This window comes from Propioniciclava flava, from assembly GCF_004126535.1.
GTDB lineage: Bacteria > Actinomycetota > Actinomycetes > Propionibacteriales > Propionibacteriaceae > Propioniciclava > Propioniciclava flava.
Map to the genome: position 1 here is coordinate 34,250 of NZ_PPCV01000010.1, position 20,163 is coordinate 54,412.

The window sequence follows — 20,163 nt, forward strand, 5'->3', positions numbered from 1 at the left end:
GTGTCATCGACGCCGACCTGAGCCACGCGCTCGGGTCGGCGTCGGCGCGTAAACTCCCAGAAACCGCTTCGCCGTCGTGAGGATCCCCCATGAGTTCCACCAGCACGCATCGTCGGCGCTTTAAGCAGACCACCTCGCAGGTGAAGAAGCTCCGCGGCTGGGTGGGCAGCGACGCCAGCGTCGGAGAGTCCCTCGTGGACGCGCTGAATGAGGTAACCGCACTCCGGCTCCTGGATCACTCCTACGCCGACGCCGCAGCTGACGCCCAGGACGCGCTGACCCGCGCCAACGCGCTGGTCGCCGAGCATGGCGCGGTCGGTCCGTTCACTCCGGCCGATGATGCCGTCCGCTTCGTGACGGCCACCGCCCAACTGGCGCTGTTGCAAGCCGGGCTGGGGCAACCGGGCGCCGCCGCCGCAACCGCGGGGGCCGCCCAGGCCTGGATGGGCCTGCTCCCCCATCTGGATGTGGCACCCTATCTGGCTCCGCGCACCGCCTCCTGGCTGCTGCAGGCCCGGGCCGTTGGCGCACTCACTGCCGGGGACGTCGCCGCGGCGAACGCCTTCGCGGACGCGGCGGTGGTGCGTGCCCGTGAGGGTGGACTCGTGGGGCGCGACGCCCAGGTGCTCGTGGACGCCGCACTCCTGGCCTCCCAAGCGCGCACGGTAGCGGGCCTGCCTCAGGATGCGGCGCTGCTGGCCCGCGAGGCCATGACGGCGGCGTCCAACGCGCTGCGTCAGGCAGAGCCCGTCCAGCAGGCGTCCCTCACCGGCATCGAGGTGGAGAGCCTTGTCGCGGCGGGTGACGCCGTGGCGTCCGCGTGGGGCGCGCAGGGGCGCTGGGATGAGGCGTCTGCGGCGAGGCGAGCGGTGCTGGTCCAGATCGAGGGGGCCACCACAGCCCCGTCCGCACAGGCGTGGGCGTACCGGGTTCGCGCTGATGTTGCCCGCGATCTCGCCCAGGCTGGGGACACCGTGGGGGCTCGCGCGGCTGCTGAGCAGGCCGCTCAGGGTGTGAGCCGCTTGGCCGCGCTAGGCCTGCCCGCTGAGGAACTCCTGCCTGCGCAGTTCGCCGCGACGACCGCGCTGGCGGAGGCGTTGCTCCGCGACGGTGAGGCAGCAGACGCCGTGGCGGCACTCCAGGCTGTCGTGGAGCGTGATGCGTCCTTGCGCCATCCGGCGTGGGCCACCGCATGGCGTGCCCTCGCCGCGATCACGCTGGCCCAGGCGCAGCGACTCGGCGGGGATCCCGCCGCGCCGCAGACGCAGGCCTGGGCTGAGGAGGTGGCCGCGCACGTGCCCTCCCCCTTCCCCGTCCCACCGGGTGTTCCCCTCACCTCCCGGCTGGTGGCCGCGGCCCGTGGCGTCCCGCTGCCCGGTGTCGGCCCGGCACCGTCCTGGTCGGTGCTCGACGATGACACGGCACTCAGCGCGAGCACGCGCGCACCCCGGTCCCTGGGCGACGCTGTGGCGCCGGTCGCCGCAGCCCCCGACCTGCATGATGAGCCAGACGCGGTCGCTGCCGCACCAGAGGCAGCCCCTGCCCCGGCGCCCTCCGCACCGACCATCGCGGCCCCCCCGCCTGACCCATCCGGGCTCACCGAGGACGCGGGCGCAGCGAGCGACCCGCAGGCAGCCTGGCGTACTGCGACGCAGTCGCTGGAGGCAGCAAGGGTTCGCAACGATCGACGTGACGTGTTGCAGGCCTCTCAGGCGGTGGTGGATGCGCTGCGTCCGCTCGCCGAAGCCGAGTCGACCCGCTGGACGCCCACCCTCATCGAGGCGCTGGAGAATCTGGGCGACGCGACGTTTAAGGCGGGCGATTGGTGGGGTTCCCGGGCGCCCAAGCGCGAGGCGAAGGCCCTGGCCAAATCACTCCCCCGCTAGGCGTCCCGCACACGCTAGGCGTCCCGCATGCACGTCAGGTGTGAGGGGCCACACTAAGGCCCGACGCCACCGCGTCAGCGTCCGGTGCGCTGCTTAAGGTCTTTGCGGAGTTCAGGCGGGAGGGCAAACGTCAGGTTCTCCTCGGTGAGGCGCTCCTCGACGGCTGCCGGGAACCCATGCGTCTGCAAATGATCCAAGACGCCCTGCACCAGCGCGTCCGGCACTGAGGCCCCCGACGTGACCCCGACCCGCTCGACGCCCTCGAGCCACGCCGGATCGATTTCGCCTGCGTTGTCGACCCGGTGGGCAGCCTTGGCGCCCGATTCGAGGGCGACCTCCACCAGGCGCACCGAGTTTGAGGAGTTCTTGGAGCCCACGACGATGACCAGATCGGCGTTGCTGGCGATCTGCTTGACCGCCGACTGCCGGTTCTGCGTCGCGTAGCAGATGTCGTCGCTGGGCGGGTCGATCAGCAGCGGGAACTTCTCACGCAGCTTGCTGACCGTCTCCCACGTCTCGTCCACGCTCAGCGTCGTTTGCGACAGCCAGGCGACGCGTGAGGGATCCTCCACCTCGACACCCGCGACATCGTCGGGATGTTCGACGAGGATCGTCTGTTCGGGCGCCTCCCCCATCGTGCCTTCGACCTCTTCGTGACCGGCGTGACCGATGAGCAGGATCTGCTGGCCTTGGCTCGCGAACCGCTTCGCCTCGTGGTGCACCTTGGTGACCAGCGGGCACGTTGCGTCGATGGTTTTGAGGTGACGTGACGCCGCCTCGGCGTGCACGGCCGGGCTGACGCCGTGGGCGGAGAACACGACCGTGGCACCCTCGGGCACCTCCGCGAGTTCCTCAACGAAAACGGCCCCGCGCTGCTCGAGATCTTCGACCACATGCTTGTTGTGGACGATCTGCTTGCGGACGTAGACGGGCGGCCCGTAGAGATCCAGGGCCTTCTCGACCGTCACGACGGCCCGGTCGACGCCCGCACAGTATCCGCGCGGCGCGGCCACGACAACGCTTTTGGTCATGGCGCCCAGTCTAGACGGCGTCGCTGACGCTCCCCCACGCCCGCCCGCGTCACACTGGGGGCGTGAGGCAACCACGCACCTGCACGCTCGCCCAACTGATCGATCGCGCGGCCACGCTGGCGGCGTCCGGGAGTCGCACCCTGCTGGGGATCACGGGCGCCCCCGGGGTCGGTAAATCCACGCTGGCTTCTGCGCTCGCGCTGGCGCTGGGCCCGGAGCGTGCTGTCGTCGTCCCGATGGACGGCTTCCACCTCGATCAGCGCGTGCTGGATTGGTGGGGGCGCGCCGACCGCAAGGGCGCCCCCGACACGTTCGATGCGGACGGGTTCGTGGCTTTGCTGTCACGGCTTCGCGTCGGAGAAGACGGGCACACCGTGTGGGCGCCACGTTTCGACCGCGACCTGGAGCAGCCCATCGCCGGGGCCATCGAGGTGCCCGGCGCCGTCCCGCTGGTCATCGTCGAGGGCAACTACCTCTTGTTCGACGGGCCGTGGCGCACGGTCGCCCACCTGTTGACTGAATCCTGGTTCCTGGCGCCGCCCGAATCGCTGCGTCAAGAAAGGCTGGTTGCCCGCCACGTGCGGCACGGCCGCTCACCCGAGGCGGCCCGCGCCTGGGCGCTCGGCCCCGACCAGGCCAACGCAGACGCCATCGCCGCCACGGCGTCGCGAGCCGACCACATCGTCACGCTCATCGACATCGACGACGAGAAACGTCACCTCGGCCCCCTACGCTGAACACCGTGGCGCTGGACAGTTCTCCCGAATCACCGCAGCCTCTGCGGGTTGTCGTCGGCGCGCTCAAGAACTGGGTGGAACGCACCTCACCCATTTGGGTTGAAGGGCAGATCGTCCAGCTCAAACGGCGCGCGGGCTACGGCATCCACTTCCTGACCTTGCGTGACAAGGTCGCCGACGTGAGCGTCCAGGTGTCGGTGTCCACCGCCACCCTCGACGCCGCGGGCCCGATCACCGAAGGCACCCTCGTAGCGGCCTGGATGCGCGCCACCGTCTACGCCAGCAACGGGTCGTTGACGTTCGAATGCCGCGATCTGCGCCCCTCGGGCGAAGGCCGCCTCCTGGCGCACCTGGAGCAGCGCAAACGGGCCCTGCAGGCGGAGGGCCTGTTCAGCCCGGATCGCAAGCGCCCCTTGCCGTTCCTGCCCACCGCGATCGGCCTGATTACCGGCAAGGATTCGGCGGCAGAACGGGACGTGGTGCACAACATCGCCCGCCGTTGGCCGGGCGCCCGCGTCGTCGTCGAGCATGCCCTCATGCAGGGTCCCCACACCGTCGAGCAGGTCATGGCGGGGCTGCGGGCGTTCGACGCAAACGAGGCGGTCGAGGTCATCATCATCGCCCGAGGTGGCGGCTCGATGGAGGACCTGCTGCCGTTCAGCGACGAGACGCTGGCCCGTGCGGTCTTTCACTGTCGCACACCGGTCGTCTCCGCGATCGGGCATGAGACCGATACGCCGATCCTCGATCTGGTCGCCGACGTGCGCGCCTCGACGCCCACCGACGCGGCCAAGCGAGTCGTCCCTGACGCCCAGGCGGAGGCTCAGGTCATCGCCACCGGAGTCAGCCGCCTGCGTGGCGCGATCACGCGCCGGATCCTGTCTGAGCAGCAGTCGCTGGATGCGTTGCGTTCTCGCCCCGTCCTGCGCGACCCGGGTGGGGCCCTGGCCCTCCACGCGGAGCGTTTGGGCGATCTGACCGGACGCCTACGCCGAGGCATTGAGCGCAGCTTGGAACGCGAGCGCGGCGACCTAGGGCACATGCTGATGCGCGTGCGTGCCCTGTCGCCCCAGGCCACGCTGCAACGCGGCTACGCCATCGTGACCACCGACGACGGCCGCACCGTGTCGTCCATCGAGCAGGTCGAGCCAGACGAGATCATCGTGGCGCGGCTCATCGACGGTGACATCGCCGCGGCGGTCGTCGACGTCGAACCACACAACCACGATCCGCAGCAGGAGGAGTCATGAGCGAGAAGGAACTGACCTACGAAGAGGCTCGTGAGCAGTTGGTGTCCGTCGTCACGCAACTGGAGTCGGGCAAAGTGCCGTTGTCGGAGTCCATGGCGTTGTGGGAGCGCGGCGAGAAGCTAGCGGCCCGGTGCCAGGCGTGGCTGGACGGCGCACGAGCCACCGTCGACGCGGCCCGCGAGGCACATCCGGACGCCTAAACCGGCGGAGTTGGGGCGAAGCCTCCCAGTGCCCTATACTTCATCGCGCCTGTCCCCATCGTCTAGTGGCCCAGGACTCCGCCCTTTCACGGCGGCAACACGGGTTCGAATCCCGTTGGGGATGCCAGAGTGGCCCCGCGAAGCTCACGAGCTTCGCGGGGCCACGTCTTTTCCTCACCTGGGGCGCCGCCTGCCCCTCACCCTCGACACCGCCTGCCCCTCACCCTCGACACTGCCTGACCTTTCGTTGGGCACTACACCCCCAGGAGCCCACTCCTGGACCAACACACCTCCACCCCGGAGGCCTGCAACCGAATATCCCTCTCGGACAAGGGGCGATGCCCCCCTGTCGCCACCCGCGGGAACCCGATTTCACACACGGCCCTTGGCTACGTTATGCTTCTCAAGCTGTCCGAGAGGGCAGCGGCCTTCACAAGAGGCCCCGTAGCGCAGTTGGTTAGCGCGCCGCCCTGTCACGGCGGAGGTCGCGGGTTCGAGTCCCGTCGGGGTCGCTGCCGAGAGGCAATGGCCAGGTAGCTCAGTTGGTACGAGCGTCCGCCTGAAAAGTGGAAGGTCACCGGTTCGACCCCGGTCCTGGCCACCCAGAGTTCGCTTTTTCGCCGTCGAGAGTGACGGCATCGAACCACGTCCTTATCCTCTGATCGCGCCCCTGTCGCGCGCCTCTATTCCGCCTGCGGCGCTTCCCCGCAACATCGGGCGCGGGATCATCAACCGGCTCCTCACCCGAGCCGCCCGCCAGAACCCGACCGTCCAGTGGGGCCTTCACCAAGGCATGCATGTGATGGGGGTTGCCACGCCGTACGACTTCCTTCGGGCGTCGCTCCAGTTCGATACCGCATCCTGGAGTCCCTCGATCCGGCAAGACGTCCTCCTCCTGGCGGGGGCAGAGGACCACTACGTTCCTCAGGGGCAACTCGCCGTGCAGATCGACGGCTTGACCCGGACGCGTTCGCTCACCGCACGGCTGTTCACGGCCGAGGAACAGGCCAGCAGTCACTGCCAACTTGGGAACATCGGCCTGGCACTCGACACGATGCTCGACTGGATGAATCGCCTCGACGCTTCACGGGAGCGACTCTCCCTCGCCTTGGCGCCTCAGGAAGTCTGAGGCGACCTTGCAGCCCGTCAGTGCACGGTCGGCGGGACGTACGCGCCCAGCCAGACGCTGACGGCGTCGAACCAGCGTTGCCGAGGTTCGGCCTGCGACAGCGACAGATCGTGCATGCCACCCTCGATGCGGCTGATGGTCACCTGGTCGCCCAGGCGCCACGCGGCGGCGGCAATCCGGTCGACGTCCAGCACGGTGTCGACGCTCTTGGCTCGGGGAGAGTACTTGCGCAGGAAGCTGGTTTTGGTGGAGGTGGTCACCAGGACGGGGCAGTCGATGCCCAGGCCACGCGCCACCCGGGCGTGCCCGTTCAAGATGGCGCGCACCCAGCCCAGCCGGACTACCTCCGACCCCGGGGACTTCAGTTCCAGCGAGTAATCCCACTCCCCGCCCATGTCGGCGTGGGTGGCCATCGCGTAGATGGGCTCCTCCATGTCGGGTAGCCGCAGGGGCGACGTCGGGTTGCGACGACCGAGCGGCCCGAAGATGGGACGCATCGCCCCGGCGATCCCGGCAGGACCCCACATGTCGAGCCAAGGGGAGTTGAGCACCAGCCCCGCGAGACGCCCCGGGCGCTCGGACGCCCACAGTGCGGCCGTCAGGCCACCGGTGGAATGCCCTGTGAGGACGACGCTGGGATGCTCACGACGCAGCGCCGAGACGGCGGCGTCGATCTCCTCGTGATAGTCCCGCAGATCCCCGATGTAGCCGCGAAACTGCCCCTCGCGCAGGCTGCGACCGTAGCGTCGCAGATCGAGCGCATAGAAGGCGTATCCGAGCCCCTCATAGAACTCCGCCACATGCGGATGGAAGAAATAGTCGTTCCATCCGTGGACGTGTAAGACGGCTCGCTCCCCCGCCCTCAGCGTCGGGTCAGAGCGACGCACCAACGTACCGACGAGCGGGGTTACCGGTTCACCGGACAGTGGTTGCGCTGTGAGTGGCAGATCGCGGTTCTCAAACCCGTCGAGGAGGGGATCCCGCCGCCACTGATGAAGGTCGAGGCTCTTAGTATGCGCTGCGCCCCGCAGAGTCATCGTCGTCTTCTTCGTCGTCTTCGGCGTAAGGATCGTCGTACTCGTCAGCCTCGTCCGTTTCGACCTCCACTGGGGTGCCGTAGGGCGATTGGCCGCCCCTCAGCTCCCGTTCCAGGGAGGAGAAATCCGTATCGAAGGTACGGTACTTAAGATCGCGAGCGACCTTGGTCTGCTTCGCCTTTGCACGGCCGCGCCCCATGTCCGGGTCGACCCCCTTAGCATTCTTGGCGGTCTAGCCGCGTGAGGTTGATCTGTTCGTGACGCCGATGCTACCCGAGTTCAAGGCGTGGACAAAGCTGACCACGGCACATGGACCGGCGGGTGGGAAACAGCGCTTCGTCAGCGGTGCTGTCCCACCAGTTCGACCACGGCGGGGGCCTCAGCGGCCTCCTGCGCAGTGATCTCACCGAGCAGCCATGGCAACAGCCCGCGCGCCGTCGCCTCGGTCATCAGCGCGTCCACGGACGCCGCAGGAACGACCAAAGCCATGCCGACGCCCATGTTCAGCGTCGCCTCGATGTCGGCCTGGGAGACCCCACCCAGGCCCTGCACGAGGGAGAAGATCGGCGCAGGCGTCCAGGACGCGCGACGCAGCGTCGCCCGCACACCCGCGGGCAGCACACGCACCAGGTTGTTGGCGAGCCCGCCGCCGGTGATGTGGCTGATGGAGTGCACCGGGGCCGTCTCAATCAGGGCGAGGATGTCGCGCGCATACACCCGCGTGGGCGTGAGTAGCGTCTCGCCCAGCGTTGCCCCCAGTTCGGGAACGTCGCGATCCAGTGACCAGCCAGCCTGGTCGAGCAGCACGTGCCGGACGAGGGAGTAGCCGTTGGAATGCAGCCCCGAGGAAGCCAAGCCGATGACCACGTCGCCAGGACGGACACGTTCCGGGCCCAGGATCGCCGCACGCTCGACGACGCCCGTCGTGGCGCCCGCCATGTCGTATTCGTCCGGTTCGAGGAGACCGGGGTGTTCGGCCGTCTCGCCGCCCAGCAGGGCCGCGCCCGCGACCTCGCACGCGGCAGCGATGCCGGAGACGATGGCGGCGATGCGTTCGGGGACCACTTTCCCCGTCGCGATGTAGTCGGTGACGAACAGCGGCTCGGCCCCGACAACCACCAGATCATCGACCAGCATGCCGATGAGGTCGAACCCGATGGTGTCGTGACGATCCATCGCTTGGGCGATCGCAACCTTCGTGCCGACCCCATCGGTCGAGGTGGCCAGGACCGGATGCTCGAAGCGGGTGAAGGCGGACGCGTCGAAGAAGCCCGCGAACCCGCCGAGCCCGCCGAGCACCTCCGGACGCCGCGTGCGGGCCACGTGTGCCTTCATCAACTCGACGGCCCGATCACCCGCCTCAATGTCGACACCGGCTGCGGCGTAGGCGTTGGTGGGCTCACTCATCGGTTTCCTCCTGCACGGTGAGGCGCATCTGCTCGGCGATCCGGGCGGGCACCGGGACCGGGTACTGACCGTCGAAACACGCCCGGCACAGCCGGCGCTTCGGCACGCCGGTGGAGGCCACGAGCCCCTCCAGGCTGATGTAGGCCAACGAATCGGCGCCGATCGAGCGGCAGATCTCGTCGGTCGTCATGCCGGGCGCGATCAACTCGGCGCGCGTGGCGAAGTCGATGCCGTAGAAGCACGGCCACTCCACTGGCGGGGAACTGATGCGGACATGGACCTCGGCCGCCCCCGCCTCTCGCAGCATCTTCACCAGGGCGCGCTGGGTGTTGCCGCGAACGATCGAATCGTCCACCACCACAAGGCGCTTGCCCTCGATGACGTCGCGGATCGGGTTGAGCTTGAGGCGGATTCCGAGCTGACGGATCGTCTGCGAGGGCTCGATGAACGTGCGTCCGACGTAGGAGTTCTTCACCAAACCCAGCCCATAGGGGATGCCGGACGCCTCCGCGTAGCCGATGGCACTGGGGATGCCCGACTCGGGCGTGGGGATCACCAGGTCGGCGTCCACCGGCGATTCCAGCGCCAGGGTGCGGCCGATCTCGACACGCACCGAATGGACGCGGCGGTCGGCGATGATCGTGTCGGGGCGAGCCAAGTACACGTACTCGAACAGGCAGCCTTTGGGGTTGGCTTCGGCGAAGCGCACCGACCGCAGGCCGCCGGAGTCGACGGCGATGAGTTCGCCGGGTTCGACCTCACGAATGAACGTGGCGCCCACGATGTCGAGGGCTGCGGTCTCCGACGCGACGACCCAGCCGCGTTCCAGGCGTCCGAGCACCAGGGGGCGGATGCCTTGCGGGTCACGGGCGGCGTACAGCGCCGAGGCGTCCATGAACGTGAAGCAGAAGGCCCCCTGCAAGCGGGGCAGGACCTGCAGTGCCGCGTCCCACGTGCTGCCCGCGAAGGTCGAGAGCAGGGCCGTCACCAGGGAGGTGTCGTTGGTGGAGTCCATCGAGTCTTTGGTGACGATCTTGGCGCGCTCGTCGCGTGAGCGGAGCCAGGCCTCCAACTCCTCGGTGTTGGTGAGGTTGCCGTTGTGCGCCAGGGCGAGGCCACCGTTCTCGGTGGGCCGGTACGTCGGCTGGGCGTTCTTCCACACCGAGGCCCCGGTCGTGGAGTACCGGTCGTGCCCGATCGCGAGGTGTCCCGTCAGGGAGTTCAGCGTCGGCTCGTCGAAAACCTGGGACACCAGACCCATGTCTTTGAAGACCATGATCCGGTCGCCGTTGCTGACGGCCATGCCAGCGGATTCCTGACCGCGATGCTGGAGCGCGAACAGCCCGTAATAGGTGAGTTTGGCGACCTCCTCGCCGGGGGCCCAGACTCCGAACACCCCACATTCTTCACGGGGTGCGGGGTCACCGACGGGATCGAGGCTCGAGGCGTCCGTACAGGTCACAAGCGGATTCTACCTTCTAGGCCGACGCGGGCCGTGCGGTGGCCATTCAGACGCTCCGACCAGGTCACCATGGAGTCTTGCTGGGGCGTCGCTCAGCGCACCAACCGGAGGGATCCGGGGTAGCGCACGAGACGTCCGCGCGCGGCTCGCGCCGCAGCCACGATGCGGGCCAGGAACCAGATCGCGCCTGTCAGGCCCATGATGACCGCGCCCACCCCCCAGGGGAGCGTGGCGGCACCGACCAGGAGCGCCAAGGCCACGGTGATCTCGAAATTGAGGGAGGCACACGCATGGGCACGGACGCGGGGGTCGCGCTCCCCCACCGTCAGCAGGATGGCCACGGGGCCAACCCAGGTGGTCACCAGCCCCAGCCAGTGACTCGCGGGCACCCAGAAGCGCTGCGAGGGGCTGAGCGGCACCCCCTTCCAGGGGTCGCGGGAATCCCCTTGCCTCAGCGCCCCGGGGACGGGCGTCGGCGCCTCAGCGAACAGATGCGGCGGCAGGACGAGGGTCGGTTCGGGCGTGTTCGCCTCGAACGGCCCCGCGCCTGCGGCCTCGACGCCGCCCTCCCGCGATGGGGGGCCAAACCAGGGGCGCTCCGCGGTGACGCGAGGCTCCTGGGGAGGCTGGAATCCGGGCGCGCTCATAGGGGCCATTGTGCCCCGGAAGGAGAGGATTCCCCTCCGGGGCGTGGGGTCCTGATCAGCCGGCCATGGCTGCCGGAATGGGGGCAGCCCAGCGTTCGCGGATCTCGGGCAGGGTCAACGAGAACTGGCCGTGCACTTCGAGGACGCCCTCACCGGTGACCTCACCCAGCCGTGTGAGCGGTACGTTCTTGTCGGCGCACAGTTGCGCAAACGCGCTGTAATGCTCCCCCGACAACGACACCAGCGCACGGGCTGGGGATTCGGAGAACAGCCACATCGTCGGATCGCCCTCGGGAAGGGTGAGGGACACGCCCAGGTCGTTGCGCAACGACGCCTCCACGAGGCCTTGAGCCAGGCCACCGTCGGACAGGTCGTGCGCCGAGGAAAGCAGCCCTCGCCGAGCGGCCTCGATCATGACCTCGGCCAGCGCCTTCTCGGCGGCGAAGTCGGGCATCGGCGGCAACCCACCCAGATGATGGTGGATCGCGTCGGCCCACGAAGAACCAGACAATTCGTCGCGGGTCTCCCCCAGCAGCATCACGGCGTCACCGGGGAAGGCGAAGCCCATGCGCGTCCGGGTAGCAACATCGTCGATGACCCCCAGCATGCCGATCACCGGCGTCGGGTGAATGTTCACTCCGTCGGTCTGGTTGTAGAAGCTGACGTTGCCGCCGGTCACCGGGGTGCCCAGTTCGCGGCAGCCGTCCACCAGGCCCATGATCGCCTCGATGAACTGCCACATGACATCGGGATCCTCGGGGGAACCGAAGTTGAGGCAGTCCGTGATCGCGACCGGCTGGGCGCCCGACGTGGCCACGTTGCGGTAAGACTCCAGCAGCGCCAACTGCGCCCCCAGGTACGGGTTGAGCAGGCAGAAACGCGGGTTGTTGTCGGTCGCCAAAGCGATACCCAGGCCGGTCTCTTCGTCGATGCGGAGCATGCCGGAGTCTTCAGGCTGGGCCAAGACGCTGTTGCCGCGCACGTAGCGGTCGTACTGGTCGGTGATCCAGCTCTTGTCGGCCTGGTTCGGGGAACTCACCAGCGTGAGGAGTTGATCGGCCAACTCGCCCCCGGAGCCCGCACGGGGCAGATCTTCGGCCTTGTCGGCGTTCAGAGCGTCGATCCAGGTGGGCCGCGCGGCCGGGCGGTCATAGACGGGGCCGTCGTGCGCGACGGTGCGGGGGTCGACGTCGACGACGCGCTCGCCGTGGTAGTCGATCAGCAGCCGATCGCCCTCGATGACTTCGCCGACGACGGTGGCCAGCACGTCCCACTTGGCGCAGATCTCCATGAAGGTGTCGACGTCCTCGGGGCGCACGACGGCCATCATGCGCTCCTGGCTCTCGCTCATGAGGATCTCCTCGGGCGAGAGCGTCGGGTCGCGCAGCACGACGGTGTCGAGGTCGACGTGCATGCCGCCGTCGCCGGCGCTGGCCAGCTCGGAGGTGGCGCACGAGATGCCGGCGGCGCCGAAGTCCTGGATGCCGGTGATGATGCCGGCCGCGAACAGCTCCAGCGTGCACTCGATGAGCAGCTTCTCCATGAACGGGTCGCCGACCTGCACGCTGGGACGCTTGGCGGGACCGTCGGCGTCGAACGTCTCCGACGCCAGGATGGAGGCCCCACCGATACCGTCGCCACCGGTGGCAGCGCCGTACATGATCACCTTGTTGCCCAGGCCGGACGCCTTGGCGAGCTTGAGGTCGTCGTGCTTGAGGACGCCGACGCACAGCGCGTTGACCAGCGGGTTGCCCGCGTAGGTGGCGTCGAACATGACTTCGCCGCCCAGGTTCGGCAGGCCCAGGCAGTTGCCGTAGCCGCCCACTCCGGCGACGATGCCTGGCAGGACGCGGGCCGTGTCGGGGGCGTTCAGCGGGCCGAAACGCAGCGGATCCATCACGCCGATCGGCCGGGCGCCCATCGCGAGAATGTCGCGCACGATGCCACCGACGCCGGTCGCCGCACCCTGGTAGGGCTCCACGTAGGAGGGGTGGTTGTGGGATTCGATCTTGAAGGTGACCGCCCAGTCGCCACCGATGTCGACCACGCCCGCCTGCTCACCGATCCCGGCCAGCAGCGGCCCGCGGGGAGTGTCATTACCGAGCACCCCGAACCGGGCCAGATGCTTCTTCGAGGACTTGTAGGAGCAGTGCTCCGACCACATCACCGAGTACATCGCGAGCTCGCATCCCGTCGGACGCCGCCCGAGGATCTCCTTGATGCGCGCGTACTCGTCGGCCTTCAGCCCGAGTTCAGCCCAAGGCTGCTCTGTATCGGGGGTTGCCCAAGCGTTCTCTACCGTGTCAACCACACGGTCAATCTATCGTGCCGCATCACCGGTTCGCGTCCGCGCCCACCCGCGTCCGCCTGTGTGCCGTACCGCGGCAGCATCCCCGGAGGTAGCGTGGTCTCCAGGGCGCGACGCCGAGGTCGCGACCTCAACGAGGAGGGTTACCATGGGGTATCCGAACATCTCCTTGGCCGTGGACGCTGGCCAATCCTCCACCCGCGTGCGCGCGGTCGGGAGCGACGTCCCCGACCTTTCCCTGCCGGGGGTGAACACCGCGGCGCCGCTGCCCCCACAATGGGCGACGCTGCTCCGATCGGCGTTGGCTAGGACCGGTCCCGCTTCCACCGTCGCGCTCGGGTCGAGCGGGCTGGGCGCCGAGACCGCGCAAGAATTGCTGGACCTGCTGGAGGACACCCCCGTACAGCGGCTCATCCTCGCCCACGACTCGGTCACCAGCTACCTGGGAGCCCTCGGCGACGGTGAAGGCTGTGTCATCGCGGCGGGCACCGGCACGATCTGCCTCGCCGTCGGCCCGCACGAAACAGCGCGGGTGGACGGGTGGGGCAACCTGATCGGTGACGCCGGTTCGGCGTACTGGATCGGCCGCACCGCCATGGAAGCCGCCCTGCGTGGCTACGACGGCCGCCGTCAGATGACCGCGCTCACCGGACTGATGCAGCACGAGTTCCCCGACCTGGAGAGCGCCTACCTCACTCTGCAGTCCGACCCCGACAAGGTCGCGCGTATCGCCGCGTTCTCGTCGCAGGTCAATGAGGTGGCGGCGTCCGACCGCGTGGCGGGCACCATCTTGGACAAAGCGGCAGCCCACCTGTCGGAGTCGGTGCAGGCAGCGTTGCGGCGGGTGCGGCTCGGCGGCCCCAGCGTCCCGCGCGTCGCAGCCATTGGCGGAGTGTTCCGCAGCGAACGCGTCCTGCGACGGTTCACCGACTATCTGACGTTGGAGTGGCCGACGTTCGCGCTCGCCTCCACGACAGGCGAGGGCATCGATGGCGCGCAAGCCTTGCTGACGCTGGCTGCCACGCACCCCTTGTCCGCACGGCTGTCGATCGCCGAACGCTGACCCTCAGGCGTGTTTGCGCTGAATGCGCGCCGTGATAGGCATCACAGAATCGTGACGCTGAGCCCTCGTGGACGCCTATCGCGGCGGAGGTGAGATTTCTAGACTCCCAGGTGCCACCCGCCATCACCGTTGATGCGGGCCCTCCTCGGATTCGACAAGGGGTTTCACCGATGAAACGCAGAACTTTCCTGATGCTGTCCAGCGCCGTCGCCGGCGGATTCGCCGTGAGTGGCTGCTCCGGCACCACCCAGCCCGCAGGCGGCGGCGCCAGCGGCGGGTCCACGGCGCTCAGCTTGTACTCTTCCTCCCCGAAGGATCAGTACGAGCCGGCCGTATCCGCCTTCAAGAAGAGCACCGGCATCGACGTCGAGGTCGTCAGCGCCGGGACCGGCGAGTTGATCAAGCGTATCCAGGCCGAAGGTAACAACCCGCAGGCCGACGTGCAGTGGGGCGGGCTGGGGCAATCCGTTGCTGGAGCGCTGGACCGGTTCGAGGAGTTCGTTCCCGCCGACGACGCCGCCTTCCTGCCGGCCTACCAGGCCTCCACCGGCAGGGATAAGCGCCTTGTCCCCTTCTCCATCATCCTTAACGCCTTCATGGTGAACACCAAGCAGACCTCGTCGGCAATCACCAGTTGGGAGGCTCTGCTCGATCCCACGCTCAAGGGCAAGATCGCCTTCGCCGATCCGGCGAAGTCGTCCTCGTCCCTGTCGCAGATCGTGAACATGCTGCATGCCATGGGACACGGCAACCCCGAGCAGGGCTGGGATTACGTTGGCCAGTTCGCCAAGCAGCTGAACAACAAGCTGCAAGCCAGCTCGTCAAACGTCTACAACATGGTCAGCAGCGGCGAGTACGCCGTCGGCATCACGAATGAGACCAACGCCGTGAAGTACGCGGTTGTCCAACCCGAGATCAAGACGATCTACCCTTCGGAGGGAACGATGGTCGAGGCCGACAACATCATGCTCATCAAGGGTGCCAAGAACGCGGCCAACGGCAAGACGTTCATTAACTACCTCACCGGCAAGGACTACCAGTCCGGGATGGAAGAGGTGGGCCTACGAACCGTCCGCGTCGACGTGACGCAGAAGGCGTTCCCGGCGCTGGCCTCCATCACCGTCGTCGAGCAGAACAAGGCGTGGATGCAGGAGAACGGCTCCAAGATCAAGGACCGCTTCATGGATCTGTTCACCCGCTAGGGAAAACCATCACCGTGACGTTTGCCGCCGGGGTCGCAAGACCCCGGCGGCCCCATTGAGCCGAGGCAACCATGAGCGTTCCGATCAGCATCCGCAACATCACCAAGAAGTACGGGGACACCGTCGTCATCCCCGACCTGTCCGCCGACATCCACGATGGCGAGTTCTTCACACTGCTAGGCCCCAGCGGCTGCGGCAAGACCACGTTGCTGCGCATGATCGCGGGTTTCATCGACATCCAACGAGGAACCATCGCCTTCGGCGATCAAGTGATCAACGACGTCCCCGTGAACAAGCGCGATTACGGCATGGTCTTCCAGAACTACGCCATCTTCCCCTCCATGACCGTGGAGAAGAACGTCATGTTCGGGTTGGAGAACCGGCACGTTCCCAAGGCCGAGGCGCAACGGCGCACCGAGCAGATGCTCGCCCAGGTCAAGATGGAGCACCTCGCCAAACGATTCCCGGAGAACCTCTCTGGCGGCCAGCAGCAACGCATCGCCCTCGCCCGCGCCATCGTGATTAATCCCCAGGTGCTTCTCATGGACGAACCCCTGTCCAACCTGGACGCCAAACTGCGCATCGAGATCCGGCAGGTCATCGCCGACATCCAGCGTGAGATCGCGATCACCACGGTCTACGTCACCCACGACCAGGAAGAGGCCCTGTCGGTTTCTGACCGCATCGCCGTCATGAATCATGGCGTCATTCAGCAGGTCGCTAGCCCGGAGTCGATCTACCGGCGCCCGTTCAACCAGTTCGTCGCCGGGTTCATCGGCCACTCCAACAGCTTTGACGCCGTGGTCGTGGAGAACGTCGGCGGCCAGGCGACGGTCCGCTTGGAGGGGGGCTACACCTTCGCTATCGACGTGCTTCGCCGAGACGTCGCCCCGGGAACACACGTCATCGTCAGCGTCCGACCCGAAGACTTCACCGTGCACGACAGTCCCAGCGGCCTGTCCGGACGCGTTCGACTACGCCAGTTCCTCGGCTCGCACGTTCAGTACAACCTGGACAACGACAGCGGCCGGGAATTCCTCCTCAATCAGAGCGCGGACTTCGGCACACGACTGTTCCAACCTGGTGATGTGATCCATCTGGGCGTCGACTCGCGCGCCGTCAACATCTTCGACGCCACCACCAGCGAAACGTTGGTCGAGGGGGTGCTCAGCAATGTCATCGGCAGCCCCGTCACTGAAGTTCCGGCGTCCTGACTTTTGGAGCTGGACGACCCTCGCCGCGTTTCTAGCGTTCGGCCTGTTTCTGGTCTACCCCCTGGTCACCTTGATCGTGTGGGGCTTTCAAGACGCCGAGACTGGCGCCTGGACGCTGGATAACTTCACGAAGTTCTTTGGCCGGGACTACTACCGCAACGCGCTCGTCAACAGCATGGTGGTGACGCTCGTCGTCACCTTCTGGACGGTGATCATCGCCGTACCCATGGCGTACTTCGTCACCCGGTTCACGGTGAAGTTCCAACGCACCATCGACGTCTTGATCATCATCTCGCTGCTGTCGCCCCCCTTCATCGGTGCCTACGCGTGGATCTTGCTGTTTGGTCGCGCGGGGATCGTCACACGCTTCCTCTCCGACACTGTCGGATTCGAGATGCCCTCGATCTACGGCTTCAACGGCATCGCCATGGTGTTCGTCCTGAAGCTGTTCCCCTACCTCTACCTGTACGCGTGCGGGGCGCTACGAAAGATGGATGCTTCCATCGGTGAAGCCTCCGAAAGCCTGGGGGCGACCGCGTGGGCCACCGCCACGAAGGTGATCCTTCCGGTCATCGTGCCAACCATCCTCGCGGGCAGCGTCATCGTGTTCATGCGCGCGATTGCCGACTACGGCACGCCGCAGCTCATCGGCGAGGGCTACACCGTGCTGCCGGTGCTGATCTACAACGAGTTCATCGGGGAGACGGGCGGCAGTTCCAACTTCGCCGCCGCCATCTCGATCATTCTCATGGCCATCGCCGGGCTGGTCTTTTGGGTGCAGAACTGGCTGGGGAATCGTCGCAAGTTCTTGATGAGCGCGTTGAACCCGATGAAGCGACGCCAACTGACGGGCCCCAAGAACTGGGCAGTTCACGCCTTCCTGTACCTCGTAGTGTTCGTCGCGACCCTCCCGCAGCTCACGGTCGTCTACACGTCCTTCCTGAAAACCCGCGGCGTGATCTTCGTCCCCGGGTTCTCGCTAGACAGCTACCGGCAGGTGCTCGACGGGATGCTGACGCCCATCATCAACACGTTCGTGTTCGGCCTCATGGCGATCATCATCATCGTCGTGGTCGGCGTCTTGGTGGCGTATGTCTCCGTGCGACGCGCCAACATCCTCACGCGCGTCTTGGATCTGTTCATCATGTTCCCGTACGTGATCCCTGGTGCAGTGCTTGGTATCACCATGCTGTTGACCTTCAACAGCCCCCCACTCATGCTGGCGGGCACCGTCGCGATCCTGGTCATCATGTATGTGGTGCGGCGCATCCCGTACACAGTGCGGTCCTCCGCGGCGATCCTGCACCAAATCAATCCCAACATCGAAGAGGCTGCCGTCAGCCTGGGTGCGTCTCCCATGAAGGCGTTTTGGAAGGTCACTCTGCCCGCCATGATGCCGGGCGTGCTCTCGGGCGCGATCTTGAGTTGGGTGACGGTGATCAATGAGCTGAGTTCGACCCTCATCCTGTACACGGGAAAGACGGCGACGATGTCGGTCGCCATCTTCACCGAGGTGATGCGAGCCAGCTACGGGACCGCCGCGGCACTGTCGACGATCCTCACCGTGACGACGGTGTTGTCACTGCTGCTGTTCTTCAAGCTGAGCGACTCAGACGACATCAACGTCTAGGCCGGTGTCATCCGCGACGGGGCCGCTCACCTTCATGGGGGCGGCCCCGTCCGCGTCAGACGCGCGCGGACAGGAAGGACGCCAGGCTCTCGAAGAACAGACGACCATCCAGCGAAGGGCCGGTGAGTTCCTCGACGTTGTGCTCGGGATGCGGCATCAGGCCCACCACGTTGCCGCGGCGGTTCGTGACACCGGCGATGTCGTTGACCGAGCCGTTCGGGTTGAGCCCGGAGTACCGGAACACGATTTGGTTCTCGCCCTCAAGGCGGGCCAGCGTTTCCTCGTCGGCGATGTAGCGACCCTCGCCGTTCTTCAAGACGATGTCGATCTCTTGCCCCTCGCCCATCGCGCACGTCCACACGGTGTCGCGGGAGATCACCTCAAGGCGTTGGTCGCGGCACACGAAGGTGCGCCGGTCATTGCGGATGAGGGCGCCGGGCAGCAGGTGCGACTCGCACAACACCTGGAAGCCGTTGCAGATTCCCAGGACGGGCAGGCCCTGGTTCGCAGCGTCGATGATCTCGGACATGATCGGGCTGAACCGCGCGATGGCACCGCAGCGCAAGTAATCGCCGTAGGAGAACCCGCCGGGCAAGATCACCGCGTCGACCCCCTCCAGATCATGGGCGGCGTGCCACAGCGGGACGGCCTCCAGGCCCATCACCGTGACGGCGCGGGCGGCGTCCTGATCGTCGAGGGATCCTGGGAACGTCACGACCCCGACGCGGGTCATGCGTTCTCCACCCGCACGTCGAAGGCCTCGATCACCGTGTTGGCCAGGAGCTTCTCCGCGGCATCGCGAACCTCGTCCAGACGATCGGGGGTCACCTCATCGCCCTCGACAGTGATCTCGAACCGCTTGCCCTGCCGGACAGTCAGCCCCTCGAATCCGAGACGCTTCAGCGCCCCGGTCACCGCCTTGCCCTGGGGATCCAGGATCTCGGGCTTCGGCATCACGTCAACGATCACTCGCGCCATGGCCGCGATCCTATCGGAATCGACACGCCTCACCGCCGCAGGTCACGATGGTGGGCGCCGACCGCCCTCAGGCGGTAAACGGACGCCCGGTGAGCCGGGTGTAGGCCTCCAGGTAGCGATCCCGGGTGGCGGCCACCACGGACGCCGGAAGCGCAGGCGGCGGGACGTCGGAGTTTTTGTTCCAGCCCGAATGCTCGGCCAGGTAGTCGCGGACGAACTGCTTATCAAAGCTCGGTTGCGCACCGCCGGGGAACCAGCGCTCCGCATCCCAGAACCGCGAGGAATCCGGGGTGAGTACTTCGTCGGCCAACACGATTGTGCCGTCAAGGCGGCGCCCGAACTCGAACTTGGTGTCGGCCAAGATCACGCCGCGCTCGCGCGCGATCTTCTCGGCGCGGGCATAGATCGCCAGTGAGAGGCGGCGCAGTTCCTCCGCCGTCTCCTGGCCATGGAGTTCGACGATCGTCTCGAACGGCACATTCTCGTCGTGCTCCCCCAGTTCAGCCTTGATCGCCGGGGTGAAGATCGGCTCGGGCAGGCGATCACCGTCGCGCAGACCCTCGGGCAGGCGGATGCCGGTCACCGTCCCGGTCTTGCGGTACTCGGCCCACCCCGAACCCGTGAGGTATCCGCGCACCACACATTCGACGGGGATCATGGCGAGCCGCTCCGTCACCAGCGCACGCCCGGCAACCGCGGGCGGAACGTCAGCAGACACCACATGGTTGGGAACCAGATCGGCCAACTGGTCGAACCACCACAAGCTCAGCTTGGTCAACACGGCACCCTTATCGGTGATGACGCTGCTGAGGACATGGTCGAACGCCGAGATGGAGTCGGTGGCAACCATCAAGAACCGTCCGGGCCCTCTGCCGTCGACCGCCTCAACATCGGGCAGCGCATACATGCGTCGCACTTTGCCCGCATACACGAGCGGGAGATCGAGGCCGTAGTAGTCGTCCGTCACACTGCGATGGTAAGG

At 67.0% G+C, this 20,163-nt stretch carries 17 protein-coding genes, 3 tRNA genes and 1 pseudogene; 12 read left to right on the top strand and 9 right to left on the bottom strand.

Annotated features, from left to right (window positions below; genetic code table 11):
* Positions 1 to 89 precede the first annotated feature (89 nt).
* Positions 90 to 1,886, top strand: a complete 1,797-nt coding sequence (locus tag C1706_RS12470; protein ID WP_129459575.1) for a hypothetical protein — start codon at positions 90 to 92, stop codon at positions 1,884 to 1,886.
* Between the two features lie 74 nt (positions 1,887 to 1,960).
* Here the strand turns inward: C1706_RS12470 and C1706_RS12475 are convergent, their stop codons facing one another.
* Positions 1,961 to 2,917: a 4-hydroxy-3-methylbut-2-enyl diphosphate reductase gene (locus C1706_RS12475; RefSeq protein WP_129459576.1), complete on the bottom strand. Its 957-nt coding sequence runs from the start codon at positions 2,915 to 2,917 to the stop codon at positions 1,961 to 1,963.
* A gap of 62 nt (positions 2,918 to 2,979) precedes the next feature.
* Here C1706_RS12475 and C1706_RS12480 point away from each other — a divergent pair, with 62 nt between their 5' ends.
* The 7 genes from C1706_RS12480 (at position 2,980) to C1706_RS12510 (ending at position 6,233) form a co-directional block, all read left to right on the top strand.
* Positions 2,980 to 3,654: a nucleoside/nucleotide kinase family protein gene (locus C1706_RS12480; protein WP_129459577.1), complete on the top strand. Its 675-nt coding sequence runs from the start codon at positions 2,980 to 2,982 to the stop codon at positions 3,652 to 3,654.
* A 5-nt stretch (positions 3,655 to 3,659) separates the two neighbouring features.
* Complete coding sequence (xseA, locus tag C1706_RS12485; protein ID WP_129459578.1) at positions 3,660 to 4,904, top strand: exodeoxyribonuclease VII large subunit; 1,245 nt, start codon at positions 3,660 to 3,662, stop codon at positions 4,902 to 4,904.
* Positions 4,901 to 5,104: an exodeoxyribonuclease VII small subunit gene (locus C1706_RS12490; RefSeq protein ID WP_129459579.1), complete on the top strand. Its 204-nt coding sequence runs from the start codon at positions 4,901 to 4,903 to the stop codon at positions 5,102 to 5,104. The genes xseA and C1706_RS12490 overlap by 4 nt, the downstream gene beginning before the upstream one ends.
* A 51-nt stretch (positions 5,105 to 5,155) precedes the next feature.
* Positions 5,156 to 5,231: transfer RNA gene (locus C1706_RS12495), tRNA-Glu, on the top strand.
* A 311-nt stretch (positions 5,232 to 5,542) separates the two neighbouring features.
* Positions 5,543 to 5,616: transfer RNA gene (locus tag C1706_RS12500), tRNA-Asp, on the top strand.
* A gap of 15 nt (positions 5,617 to 5,631) precedes the next feature.
* Positions 5,632 to 5,705: transfer RNA gene (locus C1706_RS12505), tRNA-Phe, on the top strand.
* 201 nt (positions 5,706 to 5,906) lie between these two features.
* Positions 5,907 to 6,233 (top strand): hypothetical protein, encoded by a 327-nt coding sequence (locus C1706_RS12510; RefSeq protein ID WP_129459580.1) that lies wholly within the window; start codon positions 5,907 to 5,909, stop codon positions 6,231 to 6,233.
* A 17-nt stretch (positions 6,234 to 6,250) separates the two neighbouring features.
* Here the strand turns inward: C1706_RS12510 and C1706_RS12515 are convergent, their stop codons facing one another.
* The 6 genes from C1706_RS12515 to purL all read right to left on the bottom strand — a co-directional run bounded on the left by C1706_RS12515 (position 6,251) and on the right by purL (position 13,097).
* On the bottom strand, positions 6,251 to 7,270 hold the full coding sequence (locus C1706_RS12515) for an alpha/beta hydrolase (protein WP_129459581.1): 1,020 nt from the start codon (positions 7,268 to 7,270) through the stop codon (positions 6,251 to 6,253).
* Positions 7,242 to 7,469 (bottom strand): DUF3073 domain-containing protein, encoded by a 228-nt coding sequence (locus tag C1706_RS12520; RefSeq protein WP_129459582.1) that lies wholly within the window; start codon positions 7,467 to 7,469, stop codon positions 7,242 to 7,244. The genes C1706_RS12515 and C1706_RS12520 overlap by 29 nt, the downstream gene beginning before the upstream one ends.
* A gap of 140 nt (positions 7,470 to 7,609) precedes the next feature.
* The gene (purM, locus tag C1706_RS12525; protein WP_129459583.1) at positions 7,610 to 8,677 is read right to left on the bottom strand and encodes a phosphoribosylformylglycinamidine cyclo-ligase; all 1,068 of its coding nucleotides are present in this window, start codon (positions 8,675 to 8,677) and stop codon (positions 7,610 to 7,612) included.
* On the bottom strand, positions 8,670 to 10,139 hold the full coding sequence (gene purF, locus C1706_RS12530) for an amidophosphoribosyltransferase (RefSeq protein ID WP_129459584.1): 1,470 nt from the start codon (positions 10,137 to 10,139) through the stop codon (positions 8,670 to 8,672). The genes purM and purF overlap by 8 nt, the downstream gene beginning before the upstream one ends.
* 92 nt (positions 10,140 to 10,231) lie before the next feature.
* On the bottom strand, positions 10,232 to 10,786 hold the full coding sequence (locus C1706_RS12535) for a DUF4870 domain-containing protein (RefSeq protein ID WP_164987554.1): 555 nt from the start codon (positions 10,784 to 10,786) through the stop codon (positions 10,232 to 10,234).
* A gap of 55 nt (positions 10,787 to 10,841) precedes the next feature.
* Entirely contained in the window at positions 10,842 to 13,097 is a 2,256-nt protein-coding gene (gene purL, locus C1706_RS12540) for a phosphoribosylformylglycinamidine synthase subunit PurL (RefSeq protein ID WP_129459586.1), read from the bottom strand.
* A gap of 145 nt (positions 13,098 to 13,242) precedes the next feature.
* Here purL and C1706_RS12545 point away from each other — a divergent pair, with 145 nt between their 5' ends.
* The 4 genes from C1706_RS12545 (at position 13,243) to C1706_RS12560 (ending at position 18,203) form a co-directional block, all read left to right on the top strand.
* Positions 13,243 to 14,157: an N-acetylglucosamine kinase gene (locus C1706_RS12545; RefSeq protein ID WP_164987555.1), complete on the top strand. Its 915-nt coding sequence runs from the start codon at positions 13,243 to 13,245 to the stop codon at positions 14,155 to 14,157.
* Between the two features lie 170 nt (positions 14,158 to 14,327).
* Positions 14,328 to 15,359: an extracellular solute-binding protein gene (locus tag C1706_RS12550; protein ID WP_129459588.1), complete on the top strand. Its 1,032-nt coding sequence runs from the start codon at positions 14,328 to 14,330 to the stop codon at positions 15,357 to 15,359.
* Between the two features lie 71 nt (positions 15,360 to 15,430).
* On the top strand, positions 15,431 to 16,573 hold the full coding sequence (locus C1706_RS12555) for an ABC transporter ATP-binding protein (RefSeq protein WP_129459589.1): 1,143 nt from the start codon (positions 15,431 to 15,433) through the stop codon (positions 16,571 to 16,573).
* Positions 16,533 to 18,203, top strand: a complete 1,671-nt coding sequence (locus C1706_RS12560) for an ABC transporter permease (protein ID WP_129459590.1) — start codon at positions 16,533 to 16,535, stop codon at positions 18,201 to 18,203. The genes C1706_RS12555 and C1706_RS12560 overlap by 41 nt, the downstream gene beginning before the upstream one ends.
* A 55-nt stretch (positions 18,204 to 18,258) precedes the next feature.
* On the opposite strand, the gene purQ is transcribed toward C1706_RS12560, so the two are convergent.
* Together purQ and C1706_RS12575 are read right to left on the bottom strand one after the other, a co-directional pair.
* Positions 18,259 to 18,936 carry a phosphoribosylformylglycinamidine synthase subunit PurQ gene (gene purQ / locus C1706_RS12565; RefSeq protein WP_129459591.1) on the bottom strand — a complete coding sequence of 226 codons (678 nt, stop codon included), beginning with the start codon at positions 18,934 to 18,936 and terminating at the stop codon, positions 18,259 to 18,261.
* Positions 18,933 to 20,088: pseudogene (locus C1706_RS12575) on the bottom strand (phosphoribosylaminoimidazolesuccinocarboxamide synthase). The gene purQ and the pseudogene C1706_RS12575 overlap by 4 nt, the downstream one beginning before the upstream one ends.
* Positions 20,089 to 20,163: the final 75 nt, after the last annotated feature.

Coding starts and splice junctions, on each gene's coding strand:
- C1706_RS12470 (WP_129459575.1), top strand. CDS start 90: ATGAGTTCCACCAGCACGCATCGTCGGCGCTTTAAGCAGACCACCTCG.
- C1706_RS12475 (WP_129459576.1), bottom strand. CDS start 2,917: ATGACCAAAAGCGTTGTCGTGGCCGCGCCGCGCGGATACTGTGCGGGC.
- C1706_RS12490 (WP_129459579.1), top strand. CDS start 4,901: ATGAGCGAGAAGGAACTGACCTACGAAGAGGCTCGTGAGCAGTTGGTG.
- C1706_RS12510 (WP_129459580.1), top strand. CDS start 5,907: ATGGGGGTTGCCACGCCGTACGACTTCCTTCGGGCGTCGCTCCAGTTC.
- C1706_RS12515 (WP_129459581.1), bottom strand. CDS start 7,270: ATGACTCTGCGGGGCGCAGCGCATACTAAGAGCCTCGACCTTCATCAG.
- C1706_RS12520 (WP_129459582.1), bottom strand. CDS start 7,469: ATGGGGCGCGGCCGTGCAAAGGCGAAGCAGACCAAGGTCGCTCGCGAT.
- purM (WP_129459583.1), bottom strand. CDS start 8,677: ATGAGTGAGCCCACCAACGCCTACGCCGCAGCCGGTGTCGACATTGAG.
- C1706_RS12535 (WP_164987554.1), bottom strand. CDS start 10,786: ATGAGCGCGCCCGGATTCCAGCCTCCCCAGGAGCCTCGCGTCACCGCG.
- C1706_RS12545 (WP_164987555.1), top strand. CDS start 13,243: ATGGGGTATCCGAACATCTCCTTGGCCGTGGACGCTGGCCAATCCTCC.
- C1706_RS12550 (WP_129459588.1), top strand. CDS start 14,328: ATGAAACGCAGAACTTTCCTGATGCTGTCCAGCGCCGTCGCCGGCGGA.
- C1706_RS12555 (WP_129459589.1), top strand. CDS start 15,431: ATGAGCGTTCCGATCAGCATCCGCAACATCACCAAGAAGTACGGGGAC.
- C1706_RS12560 (WP_129459590.1), top strand. CDS start 16,533: ATGTCATCGGCAGCCCCGTCACTGAAGTTCCGGCGTCCTGACTTTTGG.
- purQ (WP_129459591.1), bottom strand. CDS start 18,936: ATGACCCGCGTCGGGGTCGTGACGTTCCCAGGATCCCTCGACGATCAG.